This is a genomic window from Kitasatospora sp. NPDC087314 (assembly GCF_044744365.1).
Lineage (GTDB): Bacteria > Actinomycetota > Actinomycetes > Streptomycetales > Streptomycetaceae > Kitasatospora.
In genome coordinates this window covers 32,237-47,939 of the sequence record NZ_JBIUYE010000020.1, presented here as the reverse complement: position 1 = coordinate 47,939, position 15,703 = coordinate 32,237, and the positions used below count along the sequence as shown (strand labels likewise).

The following is a 15,703-nucleotide window of genomic DNA, read 5'->3' as shown; positions in this document are numbered from 1 at the left end:
CACCGGGTCGATGACCTTCCCCACCGCCGGACCGGTGTCGCTGACCGCCACCGTCACCGCGGCCGGCACCACCTGCACCTGCACCAACGTCGTCTCGCTCCCCGTCCCGATCACCGTCGGCGTAGGCGGCCCCGCCGTGAGCCTGCAGGCGCTGCCGTCCTGCTGGCGGGGCCACTGGGAGCACGCGCTGGCGACCCCCTCGCACGGGCAGCCGTACCCCTTCACCGCCACACTGAAGGCCCAGCTCACTCCCGCGGCCGCCGGCGTGACGGTGAACTTCCTCATCGCCGGACAGCCGGTGGGCTCGGCGGTGACGGACGCGTCCGGGATCGCGACCCTCACCACCAACCTGAACCTGCTTCAGGTCCAATCCGGCGCCTTCACCGCGACCGCCACCGTCGGCGGCACGACGCTGCAGTCGACCGGCACCCTGCTGCCCTGCTGGCCGCAGTAGTGACCGGACCGGTCCTATCGGGCCCGGGCCGTGGATCGCGGACCGGTACTGGTGGCCGAGCCAGGTGAGGCCTGACCTCATCGTCCGCAGATGAGCGGCCGACCTCGAAGGTCCGTCCCCCCGCCCTCGCACGGCGGGGGGACGGACGCGCTGGGGGCGTAGCGGCGAAGCCACCGTACCCGCCGCCACGCCCGCAACCGTACTGCCGCGTCCCTGGTCAGTGGAGTTGTCCCGATGAGCTTGACCATGTTCCTTCTCGCGCTCGGCGCCACCTGCCGCGTCACCCGTTTCCTGACCAAGGACACCCTCGCGGGCGGTCTCAGGATCTGGGTCGCCGATCGCTTCGGCGAGGAGTCCAAGGCCGCCTATCTGATCACCTGCGGCTGGTGTTCGAGCGTCTGGGTGTCCGCCGTCGCGGTCGGTTGCGCCGCGTGCCTGGAGGGCAGCCCGTGGTTCCGGATACCGGCGACCGCGCTCAGCGTCTCGTACCTGGCGGGTGTGGCCTCACGATGGCTGGACTGACCAACGCCCCCTCTCCAGAAGACCCGAACCCCCAGCACCCGGAAAGGACACTGAACTCATGGCCTGCAACTGCGGCGGAGAATCACCGCAAACCGTCGTTTACCAGCTGAGCCTGCCTGACGGCACCGTTCGCCAGTACGTCACCTACCAGGAAGCCGTGGCCGCACAGCGCCGAGAAGGCGGCGCCGGAACGATCACCGTCGTCACCCGGTGAGGCGCCCGGCATCGGGGCGCACCGAAGGCGGTCGGCGCTTCGACCGGCCGCCTTCCCCTTTCCGCACGAAGGGACGAGCAGCACCGTTGCCGTCCCGGCGCATCCGCGGGTCGGCCCGGATGACCACCCGGCTGCCGCCGCGCGGGGTGAGGCAGGACCATCCCTTGGATCTGCGACTCGCGAGGACCCTGCTGGACGTCTCGATCGTCAGCGTCGCGCTGCCCGCCCGCTGGCCGTCCTGGCAACGGGCCGTGGCCGGCGTCGAACGCCTGGATCACGGCCCGCTGCGCGGACGGCTCGGCGTTCCACTGGACCACCCCGCTGCCGCCCGTCCCGGCCACCTCCGCCCTTCCCTGGACATCACCTCCACCGTCCGGCAGCTGAAGCACGGTGCCTGCATCCGCTGGACCGGCCCCGCCGTCGCCGAGGGACTGCACATCGACGGCGTGCACGTGTGGACCTTCACCCCGGCCCCCGGCGGCGTCCTGGTGCGCACCGAGGAGACCCACTCCGGGCCGCAGGTCGACGCGCACGTCCCGGCCGCGGCCGCGATCCTGCGTCAGGGCCTGGAGGCCTGGCTGGGCGACCTCAAGGCGGCCGCCGAGGACTGCGACTGACGCCCAGTCGCCCGGTCCCCCGGCCCCGCCCCCGGCGCGAGTGCGCAGGTCAGGAGCGGGGCCGGTGGCGCGTGGGAGGCCGGATGACCACGAGAATGGTGCGGAAAGTCCCCCCGAAAGTTCAGAGAAGGAACCCCCACATGGATCTCGGCGTGCGCTGGAAGCTGCACGGTGACGGGCGCACGCCCGCGCCGGGAGCGGTCGTCCGCCCCGACGAACGGCTCTCCTGGCCCCGCACGGCAGGGCTAGTGCTGGATTCCTCTTTCAGTGGGTATATGTGCTGGTGGAGGGATGGTTCGGTCGGTCAGGGGTGGGTGGTTCGGGGTGGTGCTGCGGGCGCGGCAGAGCCGTGATTCGGGCGAGGAAGCGGTGGTTCGCCGGTTGGCGAAGGCGCGGAAGGCGCCGGCGGATCTGGTGCTGCGGGCGCGGATGGTCGAGCCTGGCTCGAGGACCACCCCCGGATACGACATGTCTTCATCCCCGTCGGCGCCTGCTGGCTCAACCTCCAGGAAGGCTGGTGGCGCATCTTCCGCAAGGCCGCCCTCGCCGGCCAGTCCTTCGCCGGCCCCGACGAGATCGACCAGGCCACCCGCCTCGCAACCGCCCAGCTCAACGCACGTGCCAAACCCTGGATCTGGGGCAGACCGCCCCCGCCAACCCGCCAACTCCGCCGCCGATTTGTGTACCGCCTTTGAGGAATCCAGCACTAGACGGCAGGATGAGCAAGGGCCAGCTCGCCAACTCGGCCGAGAACGCCCCGCCCCAGACCCTCGGTGGCCGGCTGGCCGCGGCCACTCCCTGCCCTTCCACCGCGGCCGACCAGGAGGTGCGGCCGTGGCTCCCGTGCCGCATGGTCCGCTATGGCGACGATCACCGTGCTCTTCGAGATGGAGCCAGGACAGCCCCCGAGCCCTGAGGACGAGGGCTCGGGGGTGTGTTGCGGGTGCACGCCGCCGGAGCCGATCCCGAGGCGATCGAAGATCCCCTGGACCAAACCCTCTGTGGGCTCAGCACAGCCGCCATGAAGCGCTCCCACTACCGCAACTGGCGCCAGCTCTGACCTGCGGTGATTCCCCGGCCTGCGGAAACGGGCCCGAATCTCCCCGCTTCACCCCGGATCTTCCCGCTTCGCCGCCCGTGGGTGTTCTCATGGGAACACCAGGCGGGGACACATCGTCTGGAACTCGACGCCGGCCCCCGTCTACCTGCAACGACACCCCGTCACGCCATCGCTCCCTCAACCGTCGGTCGGGCGGGCGCCGACGGCGACGGCGAGTTCGTCCGCCAGCGGCCGGTAGACGATCGGAGCCGCCGGGGTGCGGGTCAGGCGCAGTCTGACGGCGAGGATGGTCCACCAAAGCCAGGATGGGCACAGTGCAAACGTTCACTCCGCCCGGCGCCACTCGTCAGCCTTCAACCGGTTCGCATGCCCATGATCTGCGCCCGCCCCGGCGTGCGACAGGAGCGCACGGCCAGGGCGCCCCGCTCGAGTACACATCCTTCATGGACCCCCTCCCGACCTGAGGCGCTTCCGCGGCTCCCCGGCCTCACCTTGACGGGACGTCAGGATGAGGCGGGGGCGCCGCCGGACCGTCCCGAGGAGGAGGCGCACCCCGCCGATCGGCCCATGGGTGGGAGTACGAACCGCGTGTTAGCTTCCCGCCATGGGACTTCGTGGGGCTCGTGGGGTGGCGGCGCGGTCGGCGATCGAGGGGATGCGGGAGCTCGCGGGGGCGGGGTTGACGACGCCGGAGGTGTTCCGGCGGGCTGACGAACTGCTGCGTCCGGTACTGGAGTTCGACGCGGTGTGCTGGCACACGGCGGACCCGGCGACCGGACTGGTGAACTCGGTGCAGAGCGAGGATCTCAGTCTGGCCGCGTTCGAGCAGGCCGTACGGCTGGAGGTGTGGGCGGACGATCTGGCGACCTTTCCGAAGATCCGGCACAGCGGGGTGCAGGCCGAGACGCTGAGCCGGGCGACCAAGGGGCAGCTGCAGGAGAGCGTGCGGTACCGGGAGCAGGTCGCGCCGGCCGGATTCGGGGACGAGCTGCGCGCGGTGTTCGACGCGGCGGGCGGGATGTGGGGGTGCGCGGCGTTCCTGCGGGTCCCGGACCGCGGCCCGTACCTGGGGCGCCAGCGTGAACTCGCCGACGCCGCCGCCCGGCACCTGGGCAACGCGCTGCGGGCGTGCCACGTACCGGCCGGGGCGCCGGACGCGGTGGATCCGGGGCCGGCGGTGCTGGTGCTCGACCGGCACAACCGGCTGCAGGCGCTGTCCGGACCGGCCGAGGAACTGCTCGTCCGGCTGGCCGACCCGACCCCCACCTCGCTCACCGTCCCGACCAGCGTGGCGATGGCCGCCGAGCACGCCCGTCGGGCGGCGCACGGGCTGACCGTGCCGCAGACGCCGGTGCGGGTCCGGACCCGGGACGACCGCTGGTACCTGCTGCACGGTTCCACGCTGCGCGGCGGCGAGGCGGCGGACACGGTGACGGTGGTGGCCTCGCCCGCCTCGCCGGCCGAGGTGATGCCGCTCTACCTGGCCGCGTACGGGCTGACCGCCCGCGAGCAGGAGGTGGCGCTGCTGCTGGTGCGCGGCAGCGACACCCGGGACGTGTCCCGGGTGCTCGCGATGACGCCGTACACGGTGCAGGACCACCTGAAGTCGGTGTTCAGCAAGACCGGGGCGGGCAGCCGGCAGGAGCTGGTCGCACGGATCATGCTCGGCGGGGGACGCTGCTGATCCGGGACTACGGTCGGTCCGGGGCCCCGGGCCGGCCGGGGCTGTCCAGCCGGGCACGACGGGTCCGGGCACGACGGGGTCCGGGTCCCGGGCCGCCCCCGCGCCACAAAAATACCCACGGGGGTATATTGGGAGGACCGGCACCCCATCCGGGGGTGCGACGTGAGGAGTAGCGCGATGTGTCGACGAACCACCTGCCGGACCTGCGGCAAGGCGAGCTACGCGGGGTGCGGCATGCACGTCGACCAGGTGCTCGCCGGGGTGCCCAAGTCCGGGCGCTGCGCCTGCGACCGGACGAAGGGCCGGGGCGGTTTCCTGGCGCGGCTGTTCGGTCGCCGCTGACGGGCACCGCTGACGGACGCCCGTCCGGTGGCCGACCGGGGAGGGCAGACGCCCTGCCCGGCCACGCAAACGACCCGATAAGATGATCGGCGGTGTGCCGGGAAGTCTGGTCGGCTCGGGGGACGACTGCAGCACTCGGGCGGCGGCGACCCCGATCGTCGCGATGGGTCGTTTCCGCAGATGCACGCCGTGGGGATCGTTCTGATTCTGGTGGTTCTGGCCACAAGCGTGGCCACCTTCGCCCGGCGGTTGCGGGTGCCCGCGCCCTCCCTGCTGGTCCTGGTCGGCCTCGCGGTCGCGCTGGTCCCCGGAGTGCCCGCCCTGCACGTGCCGCCGGAGGTCATCGCCCTGGTGGTGCTCCCGCCGCTGCTCCACTCCTCCGCCGAGGAACTGTCGCTGCGTGATCTGCGCACGGTGTGGCGCCCGGTGACGATCCTCTCCTTCGGCCTGGTCTTCGCCTCCGCCGCCGCCGTGGGCTTCGTCGCCGTCGCCGTCGCCGGGCTCCCGCCCGCGATGGCGTTCGTGCTGGGGGCCGTGCTGTCCAGCACCGACCCGGTGGCCGTCACCGCGCTCGGCCGGCGACTGGCACTGCCGGGGCGCGTCCAGGTGCTGGTGCAGGCCGAGAGCCTCTTCAACGACGCGACCTCGCTCGTCCTGTTCAAGGTGGCCGTGGGCGTCGCCGTGGCCGTGGGCGGCACGGTGGACCTGCCCACGGCGGGCGGCGAACTCCTGCTGCTCGGCGGGGGCGGCAGCCTGGTCGGCGCCGCCGTGGCCGGCCTGGTGTGGTTGATCCGGCGCCGCACCACCGACCCGGTCCTGGAGACGGTGACAGCGCTGGTCACACCGTACGCGGCGTACGTGCTGGCGGAGTCCGCGCAGGCCTCGGGCGTGACCTCGGTAGTGGTCGCCGGCGTTCTGCTCGGCCGCTCCGGCCACCGCCTCACCGACGCCCGGATCCGGCTGCAGCTGCACGCCGTCTCGGCGGTGGTGGTGTTCCTGCTGGAGAGCGTCGTGTTCGGCATCATCGGCCTGCAACTGCCCGCCCTGGTCCGGGACCTGCCGGCCGGCACCGGCTGGTGGCCCCTGCAGGCGTTCGCACTGGCGGCCGTGCTGATCGCCGTCCGGGTGCTGTGGACGCTGCCGCTGACCCGCGCGGTCAAGCCCGCCCGCGGTCGGCTGTCCTGGCGGGTCGCCGGGGTCGTCACCTGGGCCGGAACCCGGGGCGTCATGCCGCTGGCGGCGGCCCTGTCCATCCCGCTGCTCGCGGGCGACGGTACCCGGATCGCCGGGCGCCCGCTCGTCCTGGTGCTGACCACGTCCGTCGTCGTCCTCACCCTGGTCGTGCAGGGCCTGACCCTCGCCGCCGTGGTCCACCGCTCCGGGCTCGCCCTGGAACCCGAGCACACCGCCCGGGAGGAGGACGACGCCCGCGACACCCTCAACCGCGCCGCCCTCGACCACGTCGAGGGCCTAGCCGCCCTGGAGGTCATGCCCGACACCGCGGTCGACCGGGTCCGGCGCGGCCTCGCCGCCCGTCTCGACCGCACCCCCGAGACCCCCGACGGCACCACCGCCGACGCCGCCTACCGCCAACTCCGCCACGAGGTCATCGCCGTGCAGAACGCCCGGCTGCACCTGCTCTACGAGGAGCACCGCATCAGCGACACCACCCTGCGCCGCCTCCAACGCGACCTCGACCTCGAACAGGAAGGTCTCGGCCGTCCTTGACGAGCCATGACGAACCGTGACGGGACCGTTCTTCCGGCCGGCCCCGGGCCGGTCGGAACAGCGGCCCCGGTCTTCCACGCCGCCAGGCCTCCGGTCACACTGTCGCGAGCAGTACGACGAACCACCGAACGGGGGCCACCATGGCAAAGGGCCGGAAGAAGCAGAAGAGACCGCTGAGCGAAGCGGCCGCCGCCCAACGGCCGAAGACCGCCCAGCGGAAGCGGCCCCGGAAGGACGAACCGCTGTCGCCCCGGACCGTCCGCCGGACGGCGGCCCTGGTCGCGGTGCTCGCCCCGGTGACGATCGTCGGGCTGATGGTGCTCGCCGTCGACCCGGACCACACCGCCCTCTTCACGATCCTCGCCGTACTGGCGCTCATCGTCTCGCTGGGCGCACTGATGGCGGTGCGCGCCCGCGGCTGGGTGCTCTGGCCCGGCGTCCTGCTGGGCGTCCTGCTCCTCGCCGTCCCCACGGCCACCACCCGGGCGGAGGTCCTCGCCCACCGCGGGGAGCGGACCGAGGCGGTCATCACCTGGGCTCACGGCAGCAGGGACAAGGGCGGCAAGACGCACTGGACCTGCGGCATCCGCCGCACGGACGGAAAGCCGCTCCCGCACGCCGAGTACCAGGGCTCGGGCTGTGACGGATCGTCCGACATCGGCACCACCACGACCGTCCTCGTCGACCCCGAGGGCTGGGCCCCGCCCGCCTCCGGGGACCTCGACTTCGGCTTCCTCTCCGGCGGCGTCTACGCCGTGGCCGGCCTCAGCCTGCTCTGGGCCCTGCTCGCCGCAGCCGCCGCCCGCCGCACCCTCCGGGAGTCACCGGCCGCTTCGCGGGCGTGACCGTGACCCGCCCCACGTCCACCACGCCGGTGGGAGCACCCATGACCGTCCCCCGGTCACCCGTCGCCCCGGTTTCCGGCCGGCTTCCTCCGGGGCGACGGGACACCCTCTCGACGCGGGCCGGGTTCCGGCCGCATGCTCGATCCGGAGCGCTGCTCCGGCGCCTCCCGCCCGACTCGACCGAGCGAAGGAGCCCCCATGGACCGCCCGCGCCTCGTCCTCGATCCCACCGGCCGCGACCGCGACGCCGAGACCGCCGAGTTGTGCGCGCGCGGCCCGGCGACGCCCGTCGACATCCTCGGCGTCGAGGCCTGGGCCGTGGCCGACCCCGGCCTGCTGGAGCTGCTGCTGAAGGACCCTCGGGTCTCCAAGGACGGCCACCAGCACTGGCCGGACTTCCCGAGGGTGGTCCCCGCCTGGCCGCTGGCCGTGTGGGTCGCCCCCAGGAACATGTTCACCGCCCACGGCGCGGACCACCGCCGACTGCGCCGACTCGTCGGGACGGCCTTCACCGCCCGCCGGATCGGCCCCCTCGCCGCGCGGATCGAGCAGCTGACCGACGCCCTGCTCGACGGCCTGGCCGCGACCCCGCCCGGCGTGCCGGTCGACCTCCGCGAGCGGCTGGCCCACCCCCTGCCGATCCAGGTGATCGGCCGGCTCATGGGCCTGCCCGACGATCTGGAGGCGGGGTTCCGGCGCACGGTCGACCGGGTCTTCTCCACCACCCTCACACCCGCGGAGTCCGAGGCCAACACGGCGGCGTTCTACGCGATGCTCGACCGGCTGATCGCCTCGAAGCGCCGGCACCCCGGCGACGACATGACGTCCCAGCTGATCGCCGCCCGGGACACCGAGGGCGAGGGCGAGGCCGCCGCCCTGACCGAACAGGAGCTCCGCGACACCCTGTTGCTGGTGGTCTCGGCCGGCTACGAGACGACGGTGAACCTGATCGACAACGGGATCGCGCTGCTGCTCACCCACCCCGACCAGCTCGCCGAGGTCCGGGCCGGGCGGGCGCGGTGGAGCGACGTCGTCGAGGAGGCGCTGCGCCACGACGCCCCGGTGGCGCACCTGCCCCTGCGCTACGCCGTCGAGGACATCCGGCTGTCGGACGAGGTGACGATCCGCCGGGGAGAGGCCGTCCTCGCCTCCTACGCGGCCGCCGGGCGACACCCCTGCCGGTACGGCGACACCGGCGACGCCTTCGACGTCACCCGGCCGGTGAAGGACCACCTCGCCTTCGGGCACGGCCCCCACTTCTGCCTGGGCGCGCCGCTGGCCCGGATGGAGGCCGAGACGGCGCTGCGCAGGCTCTTCGAACGCTTCCCGGACCTCGCGCTCGCTCCGGGTGCCGAGTTGGCCCCGGTCGCGTCGCTGATCTCCAACGGCCACCGGTCGCTTCCGGTCCTGCTCGCCGGGCCGCGGGTCGGCAACTGACGAAATCGAAGGCCACCGAACCCGGCTACTGACGAAATCGAAGGCCGAAAAAATCACGCACCCACTTGTTGATAATGTGATCACATGTGTGAGCGCTGTGGCGCCACACGCCACAGGGGAGGGATCGGCCGGTCCGCGGACCAGGCCCAGTCACACACGGGAGACGTACCATCAACACCGTTATTCGCAAGGCCGCACGCGGCGCCATGCCCGTCGCCGTCTGCGCGTCCGTCCTCGCCGCGGGTCTGACCGCCTGCGGCGCCGTCCAGCAGCTCTCGGCCGCTCAGAAGGTCTCCAAGGCCTTCGGCGCGATCGGCGACGGCACCGCCGCCGCTGTCACGATCTCCGTGGACGCCACTCCCGAGCAGATCGTCGCCTTCGGCAACGCCACCGGGGACAAGGTCGAGCAGAAGAGCGCCGAGGCCCTGTCCGGGCTGAGCATCTCCGTCGCGATGGCCGCCGACAAGCCCCTCAAGGAGCTCGACACCTTCAAGAACGCGCAAAGCCAGGGTGGCTCCCAGGAGGTGACGCCGGACAAGTCGCTGCGCGTCTCCTACGTGCTCTCCGACAAGAAGGGCACCGCGCTCCTGGAGTACCGCCAGGTCGACGCCAAGGCGTTCGTGCGCGCCGACGCCAAGGGCCTGGTGAAGCTGGTCGGCGAGGACCCGGCGCAGGTGGACGAGATCGCCAAGGGCCTGCCCTCCGAGCTGAACCCGGTCAAGGACGTGCTGGCCGGCAAGTGGGTCTCGCTCGACCTGCAGGAGCTCGCGGACGCGGCGAAGAAGTCCGACGGGGCCAAGTCGGCCACCCCGACCGGCAAGCCCTCGCTGGACCCGGACACCGCCAAGCAGCTGACCAACTCGCTGAAGGACGTGTTCACCCGCACCGTCACCTTCGAGGACAAGGGGACGGCGGACGGCGCCGACCACGTCCTGATGAGCGCCCCGGCCCGCGACGTGTTCGACGGGGTGCTGAACGCCGTCAAGCCGCTGTCCGCGAAGTTCCCGGAGCAGTTCGGGAAGCTCCCCGCCAAGGCCCCGGCCGACGTGCCCGACCGCAAGATCGGCGTCGACGTGTACCTGAAGGGCGGCAAGTTCTCCTCGGCCACCTTCGACCTCGCGCAGCTCTCGTCGAAGGCCGGCCCGGGCACCGCGTTCCCGGTGAAGCTCGCGTTCAGCCAGTCCGCCCCGACCGTCCAGGCACCGACCGACGCCACCAAGCTCACCGGGGAGGACATCCAGAACGCGGTGCTCTCCCTCGCGAGCGCCGGGGCCGGCACCGGGAAGGGCGGGTTCGGGACCTCCGCCAAGCCGCAGGCCGGCCCCGGCACGCCGCTGACCGACGCGCAGATCACGGAGCTCACCGGTCTCGGCATGCCCAAGGAGCAGATCCTGATGTTCAACCAGCTCGGCATGGGCTACGAGGACATCAAGGGCCTCGCCCAGGAGGGCTGAGCTCGCCACGACACCGGGGCGTGGGAAGTCGGCGGAACCGACTTCCCACGCCCCGGCGGTCGTTCGGGCTACCGGGCGGCGGAGGCGCCGTCGCCTGACGCCGTGCTCGCCGGGCTCGCACCCTCCGGGCTCGTGCTCTCCGGCACGGTGTAGACGTACTCCTCGATCCGGTCGATCAGCTCGCCCTCGAACCGGAAGTACACGACGGTCTGGACCTCACGGCGGGAACCGTCGGTCAGCACCAGGTGGATGACCTGCTGCTGGAGCACCTCGTCCGACTTCCGGAACTGGCGGATGACGTCGTACCGCAAGGAATCGAGCGTCGCGGCGAAGGACTTGAAGTGCTCCAGCCGCTCGCCGATCGGCTGCTCCCCCTGCCCGTCGTTCTGCCACACCGTGGCCTTGGCGGTGCACAGCGCCCGGAAGCCCGCGAAGTCGTTCACCTCCAGGCACCGCAGACCCGCCAGGACCGTCTCGTCGATGCTCTGCGCCATGTCGAACTCCCGTTTCTTCCGCATCGGATGGGTCAGGGCCTAAGGCTTGTCTGACAATTCGCGTCGCGTCAGCGCGCGGCGGGAATTGTCGGACCAGCCCTAACGAAGGAGCAGCCCGAGGTGGCGCAGGTCGGTGACGTACTTGCCGATCAGGGCCGCCGACAGGTGCGGGACGTCCTGGTCCGGGCCGACCTTGGCGGCCCGCACGGCGGCGTGGAACCGCGCGGCGGGGACCGCCGAACCGGGGACGCCCTCCTCGGGTTGCGCGAAGGCGGGCAGCAGGGGCAGCAACGAGTCCCGGCGCTGCTTCTCCGGCAGGGCGCGGAGCGCGGTCGTGATGCGGGCGAGCCAGTCGTCGTAGTCGTCGATCCGCCGGATCGGGTGGCCGGCCTCGACGAGCCAGTCGACGAAGGTGTCCAGCGAGACGCCGTCGTCGTGCGGGTTCAGCGCGTTGAAGGTCCGGTAGCCCCCCGTGGCCTGCGCGCCCAGCGTGGCGACGGCCTCGGCGGTGAAGTCGACCGGCAGGCCGCCGTAGTGCGCGCGCCTGCCGTTGCGGTAGAACGAGCCCGGCGCGATGCCGGTGGCGAGCAGGCTGAGCAGGAGCCGGGTGAAGACGTCGGGCACGTTCAGCTGTCCCCGGTACCGGCTGTGCGCGAGGATCATGTCCGACCGGAGGGTGACGACCGGCAGCCCGCACAGCTCGTGCGCCTCCCGGAGCAGGACCTCGCCCGCCCACTTGCTGGTCGCGTACCCGTCGGCGTAGCCCTGGTCGAGCCGCCGCACCGGACTGCTGCGGCGAACGTCGGCGTCCTCGTCTCGGGCTGCGGGCGCGGATCCGGCGAGCACCGCGACCGTGGACACGTAGGTGACGGGCTTGATCCGCGAGGTGAGCGCCAAGCGGATCAGTTCGGCCGTGCCGACGACGTTGGGTCCGAACAGCTCGCGGTAGGGCAGCACGTGGTTGACCAGGGCGGCCGGGTGGACGATCAGGTCCACGGTGTCGGCCAGCCGCTGCCAGGTGTCCTCGTCCAGGCCCAGCCGCGGCTCGCCGATGTCGCCCGCGAGTACGTCCAGGCTCCCCTCGGCCAAGTCCCGGTAGCGCCCGAGCAGTTCGGCGTCGCCGCTGTCGAAGGCCGCCTCCAGCCGCTTCGCCGCCGCGGCGGCGTCGCCGCCCCGGACGACGCAGACCAGCCGGCCGCCCGAGGACGCCAGCCGCTCCAGCCATTCCAGGCACAGGAACCGGCCGAGGTAGCCGGTGGCCCCGGTCAGCAGGACGGTGCGGACGGCGCCGTCGGGGCTGGGCAGGGTCGGGGCGGCGGCGATCGTCGAGGCGTCGAGGAAGCGATCCAGGGTCAGATCACCCGCGCGGACCTCGGAGCCGTGCTCGCCGTGGACGGAGGCGAAGGTGGGCCGTTCCGCCCCGGATGCGCGTTCCTCCTCGATGTACCGCGCCAGCCGCGCCAGGTCGTTGGCCGGGCTGATCACCACTCCGACCGGCAGCTCGATCCGGAAGATCTCCTTCATGAGCGTGGCGAAGGACAGCGCGGACAACGAGTCCCCACCCAGCTCGGTGAAGTGGGCGTCGGCCCTCAGCTCGGTGCCGGAGCAACCGAGCAGCGCCTGGGCGGCCCGGCCGACCACCTCCGCCACCGGCTGGTCCGGCCCGGCCTGCCGCAGGGCGCGCAGCTGCCGGGCCTGCCCGTCGGCGAGTTCGGTGTACAGCCGCTCCAGGGCCGTGCCGTAGCGCTCCCGGAGCCTGGGGCGCAGCAGCTTGTGGCTGTCGGCGAGCAGGCCGTTGCCGGTGCTGAAGGGTTCGGTCTCGATCAGGAAATCGCGGGGGATCTCGTAGGAGTTGAGCTCGGCCTCCTTGGCGGCCCGCTGGAGCGACTCGGCGAGCAGCGGCTTGAGCGCGGCGGTGTCCCCGCCGGCCCTGGTCAGCGCGTCCGGGGCGGGGACGATCACGGCGAGCGGGTAGGCGCGCTCGCTGTTGCCGTACACGAAGACCTGCCGGATGAGGGGGCCGGCGACGAAGACGCCCTCCAGGCGGGAGACGGCCACGAACTCGCCCTGGGAGAGCTTCAGGACGTCCTTGGTGCGGTCGACGTGGACCAGCCGGTCGGGCCCGATCTCGGCCATGATGTCGCCGGTCCGGTAGTAGCCGTCCGCGTCGAAGATCTCGGCGGTGAGCTCGGGCCGCTTGTAGTACCCGGGGATGGCGGTGGTCGTCTTGAGCAGCAGTTCGCCGCGCGGGTGCGGCACGTCCGTCCGGAAGTAGCCCAGCTCCGGGACGTCGACCAGCTTGTAGTCGAGCACCGGCGGGCGCTGCACCACCGTGTCGAGCAGCACCCCGCCGGCTTCGGTGGAGCCGTAGCCGGTGTAGAGGTGGAAGCCGAGGCAGGACTCGACGAAGGCCGCCACCTCGGCGGACAGCGGGGCGGTGCCGCAGAAGGCCTTGGCGACGCGCCCGCCGAGGAAGTTCTCCCGCAGGTCGGTCTTGACCGCCGTCTCGACGTCGCCCGGCTCGCCGGCCCGCCGGTCCAGTTCGCTCCGGTACTGCTGGAAGATCATGTCGCACACGCGCGGGACCATGGTCAGCTCCGTGGGGCGGACCAGCCCGATGTCCTCGAACAGGGTGGACAGGTCGCTCCTGGCGGTGAAGTAGCCGACACCGCCCCGGGCGAGCGAGCCCATCAGCGCCATGTGGCCGGCGAGGTGGCTCTGCGGCATGTAGTGGATGCTGATCGGGGGCACGTCCTCCGAGCCGTAGGTGAATCCGTTCCACGAGGTGCCGACCAGCCGTTGGGTGTAGATGGCCCCCTTGGGGGTGCCGGTGCTGCCGGAGGTGTAGATGATCATGGCCAGCGGGTCGTCGCCCGGGTCGGCGGTGAACAGGGGCGCGGGCGGCAGGACGGCTCCGGCGTCGATCACGGCGGCCAGCGGTTCGACGGCCACCGGGCGGCCGGCTTCGGCCAGGCGCCTTCGGGCGGACTCGAAGGCGTCGCGCTGCTCCGCGACCTCGGGGCGGTAGTCGAACACGATCACCCGCCGGATCGTGGTTCCCCCGAGGGCGGCCTCGACGGCGGTGTCCAGGCGCTCGATGCTCGCGGCGAGGGCGAGCGGTTCGGTCTCGGCGATGATCGGCCCCAGTTGGGCCAGCGGTGCGCTGGACTGCAGCGGTACGGCCACGACGCCCGCGTGGATGCACGCGAGGTCGAGCGTGGCGTAGTCGGTGCTGGTGAACCCCAGGATGCAGAGCCGGTCGCCCGCGCTCAGCGGGTACCGCGGGTGGTGGTGCCACTCGCCGGCCACCGCGCGCACCCGGGCCCACAACTCGCGGTAGCTGATGGTGTCGAAGCCGGGGAGCAGGCGCGCGGTCGAGGGCTCCCGGGCGCGTTCGCCGAGCGCGGGCCGGTCCCCGTAGCCCTCCATGATGGTCGCCATCACCTCGGCAAGTCCCTTGCCCGGATCACGCACGACCGCGGTGACCGCCTCCAGTGGTTCGGCCATGCTGAGCCCTCCCGTAGCGTCCGGGTGATGTCGAATGCGGACTGGACCCTGCGCCGTCGGGCGGTGGTCCCGGCCGGCGGGATCCCCACCACCGGCGCGAATCTCACCAGCCGACCGGCAGGGCGTCCGCGCCGCGGATGAGGCGCTCGGTCCGCCAGGGCACCTGGTCGGCCGGCACGGCGAGGTGCAGGCCGGGCAGCCGGCGCACCAGGGTGTCCAGCACGACCCGCAGTTCCATCCTGGCCAGCTGCGCGCCGAGGCAGTGGTGCACGCCGTGCCCGAAGGTGAGGTGCGGGACGCTCCCCCGGCGGAAGTCGATCTCGTCGGGGCGGTCGAACACCTCCGGGTCCCGGTTGGCCAGGGCGAATTCGGCGACCACCGCGTCACCGGCGCGCACGGTCTGCCCGCTCAGTTCCACGTCCTCGGTGGCGATCCGGGTGAAGCCCGCGGTGGCGCTGATCGGGACGATCCGGGAGAGTTCCTCGACCGCGTCGGGTATCAGGCCGGGATCGTCGACGAGTTCCCGCCAGAGCTCGGGCTTGGTCAGCAGCGTGTAGACGAAGTTGCCGATCTGGTTGGCGGTGGCCTCCTGGCCGGCGGACAGCAGGCTGACCCCGAGGCTGACCAGTTCCTCCTCGGTGAGCCGGCTCTCCTCGTCCTGGACGGCGGCCAGTTCGCCGAGCAGGTCATCGGTGGGGGTGATCCGGCGGGCCGCGATCAGACCGGCGAGGTAGTCGTTGAGGTGCCCGCGGTCCCGCGCCGACCGCTCCGGATCGGAGAGCATCAGCAGGCCGTCCACCCAGGTGTTGAACTGTTCGCGGTCGGCGAAGGGCACGCCGAGCAGCTCGCAGATCATCGTGACCGGCAGCGGCCAGGTCAGCATCCGGGTCAGGTCGGCCGGCGCCCCTTCGGCGATCATGGTGTCGAGCAGGCCGTCCACGATCTCCTGGGCGCGCGGGCGCAGCGCTTCGACCCGGCGCACCGTGAAGGGATTGGCCACCCGGCGCCGCAACCGGCTGTGCTCCGGCGGGTCCATGCTCAGCATGGAGGTGCGGGGCAGGCCGGCCGAGACCGTGCGGGGCACGTCCTCGCCCACGGCGGCGGCCCGGCTGAACCGGGGATCGGCCAGCACCGTCTTGGCGTCCGCGTGCCGGGTGACCAGCCAGGCGTCGCCGCCGTAGGGCAGGCTGACGCGCAGCACCGGCTGTTCGGCGCAGGCCTTGGCCAGCTCGGGGTCGACGTTGAGCTGGTCGGTCGGGCCGAACGGATAGGCCCGCGGCCCGTCCCCTGTCGCGGTCATCGTGTCAGTCCTTCCAGTCGTGGTGGGCGAGTCCCGTCATGGCGG

Annotated in this window: 13 protein-coding genes; 10 read left to right on the top strand and 3 right to left on the bottom strand. The window is 72.4% G+C overall.

Annotated features, from left to right (window positions below):
- From ACIO5E_RS34635 to ACIO5E_RS34590, 10 genes are all read left to right on the top strand, one after another.
- A partial coding sequence (locus tag ACIO5E_RS34635) for an Ig-like domain-containing protein (protein ID WP_400675706.1) occupies window positions 1-454 on the top strand: 454 nt, incomplete at its 5' end.
- A gap of 234 nt (window positions 455-688) precedes the next feature.
- Window positions 689-976 (top strand): hypothetical protein, encoded by a 288-nt coding sequence (locus ACIO5E_RS34630; RefSeq protein WP_400675704.1) that lies wholly within the window; start codon window positions 689-691, stop codon window positions 974-976.
- 58 nt (window positions 977-1,034) lie between these two features.
- Window positions 1,035-1,190 carry a hypothetical protein gene (locus ACIO5E_RS34625; protein ID WP_400675702.1) on the top strand — a complete coding sequence of 52 codons (156 nt, stop codon included), beginning with the start codon at window positions 1,035-1,037 and terminating at the stop codon, window positions 1,188-1,190.
- Window positions 1,191-1,354: 164 nt separating this feature from the next.
- Window positions 1,355-1,807 (top strand): SRPBCC family protein, encoded by a 453-nt coding sequence (locus ACIO5E_RS34620; protein WP_400675700.1) that lies wholly within the window; start codon window positions 1,355-1,357, stop codon window positions 1,805-1,807.
- 1,664 nt (window positions 1,808-3,471) lie between these two features.
- On the top strand, window positions 3,472-4,551 hold the full coding sequence (locus tag ACIO5E_RS34615; RefSeq protein WP_400675698.1) for a helix-turn-helix transcriptional regulator: 1,080 nt from the start codon (window positions 3,472-3,474) through the stop codon (window positions 4,549-4,551).
- Window positions 4,552-4,728: 177 nt separating this feature from the next.
- Complete coding sequence (locus ACIO5E_RS34610) at window positions 4,729-4,893, top strand: hypothetical protein (RefSeq protein WP_400675696.1); 165 nt, start codon at window positions 4,729-4,731, stop codon at window positions 4,891-4,893.
- A 180-nt stretch (window positions 4,894-5,073) separates the two neighbouring features.
- Complete coding sequence (locus ACIO5E_RS34605; protein WP_400675694.1) at window positions 5,074-6,621, top strand: Na+/H+ antiporter; 1,548 nt, start codon at window positions 5,074-5,076, stop codon at window positions 6,619-6,621.
- Between the two features lie 140 nt (window positions 6,622-6,761).
- Window positions 6,762-7,466 carry a hypothetical protein gene (locus ACIO5E_RS34600; RefSeq protein WP_400675692.1) on the top strand — a complete coding sequence of 235 codons (705 nt, stop codon included), beginning with the start codon at window positions 6,762-6,764 and terminating at the stop codon, window positions 7,464-7,466.
- 198 nt (window positions 7,467-7,664) lie between these two features.
- On the top strand, window positions 7,665-8,903 hold the full coding sequence (locus ACIO5E_RS34595; RefSeq protein ID WP_400675690.1) for a cytochrome P450: 1,239 nt from the start codon (window positions 7,665-7,667) through the stop codon (window positions 8,901-8,903).
- A 206-nt stretch (window positions 8,904-9,109) separates the two neighbouring features.
- Window positions 9,110-10,357, top strand: coding sequence for a hypothetical protein (locus tag ACIO5E_RS34590; RefSeq protein ID WP_400675689.1), 1,248 nt, complete (start codon window positions 9,110-9,112; stop codon window positions 10,355-10,357).
- A gap of 68 nt (window positions 10,358-10,425) precedes the next feature.
- Here ACIO5E_RS34590 and ACIO5E_RS34585 read toward each other — a convergent pair whose 3' ends face one another.
- From ACIO5E_RS34585 to ACIO5E_RS34575, 3 genes are all read right to left on the bottom strand, one after another.
- Window positions 10,426-10,851: a nuclear transport factor 2 family protein gene (locus ACIO5E_RS34585; protein WP_400675687.1), complete on the bottom strand. Its 426-nt coding sequence runs from the start codon at window positions 10,849-10,851 to the stop codon at window positions 10,426-10,428.
- 99 nt (window positions 10,852-10,950) lie between these two features.
- The gene (gene car / locus ACIO5E_RS34580; RefSeq protein WP_400675685.1) at window positions 10,951-14,358 is read right to left on the bottom strand and encodes a carboxylic acid reductase; all 3,408 of its coding nucleotides are present in this window, start codon (window positions 14,356-14,358) and stop codon (window positions 10,951-10,953) included.
- Window positions 14,359-14,461: 103 nt separating this feature from the next.
- Window positions 14,462-15,658, bottom strand: a complete 1,197-nt coding sequence (locus ACIO5E_RS34575; protein ID WP_400675683.1) for a cytochrome P450 — start codon at window positions 15,656-15,658, stop codon at window positions 14,462-14,464.
- Window positions 15,659-15,703 lie beyond the last annotated feature (45 nt).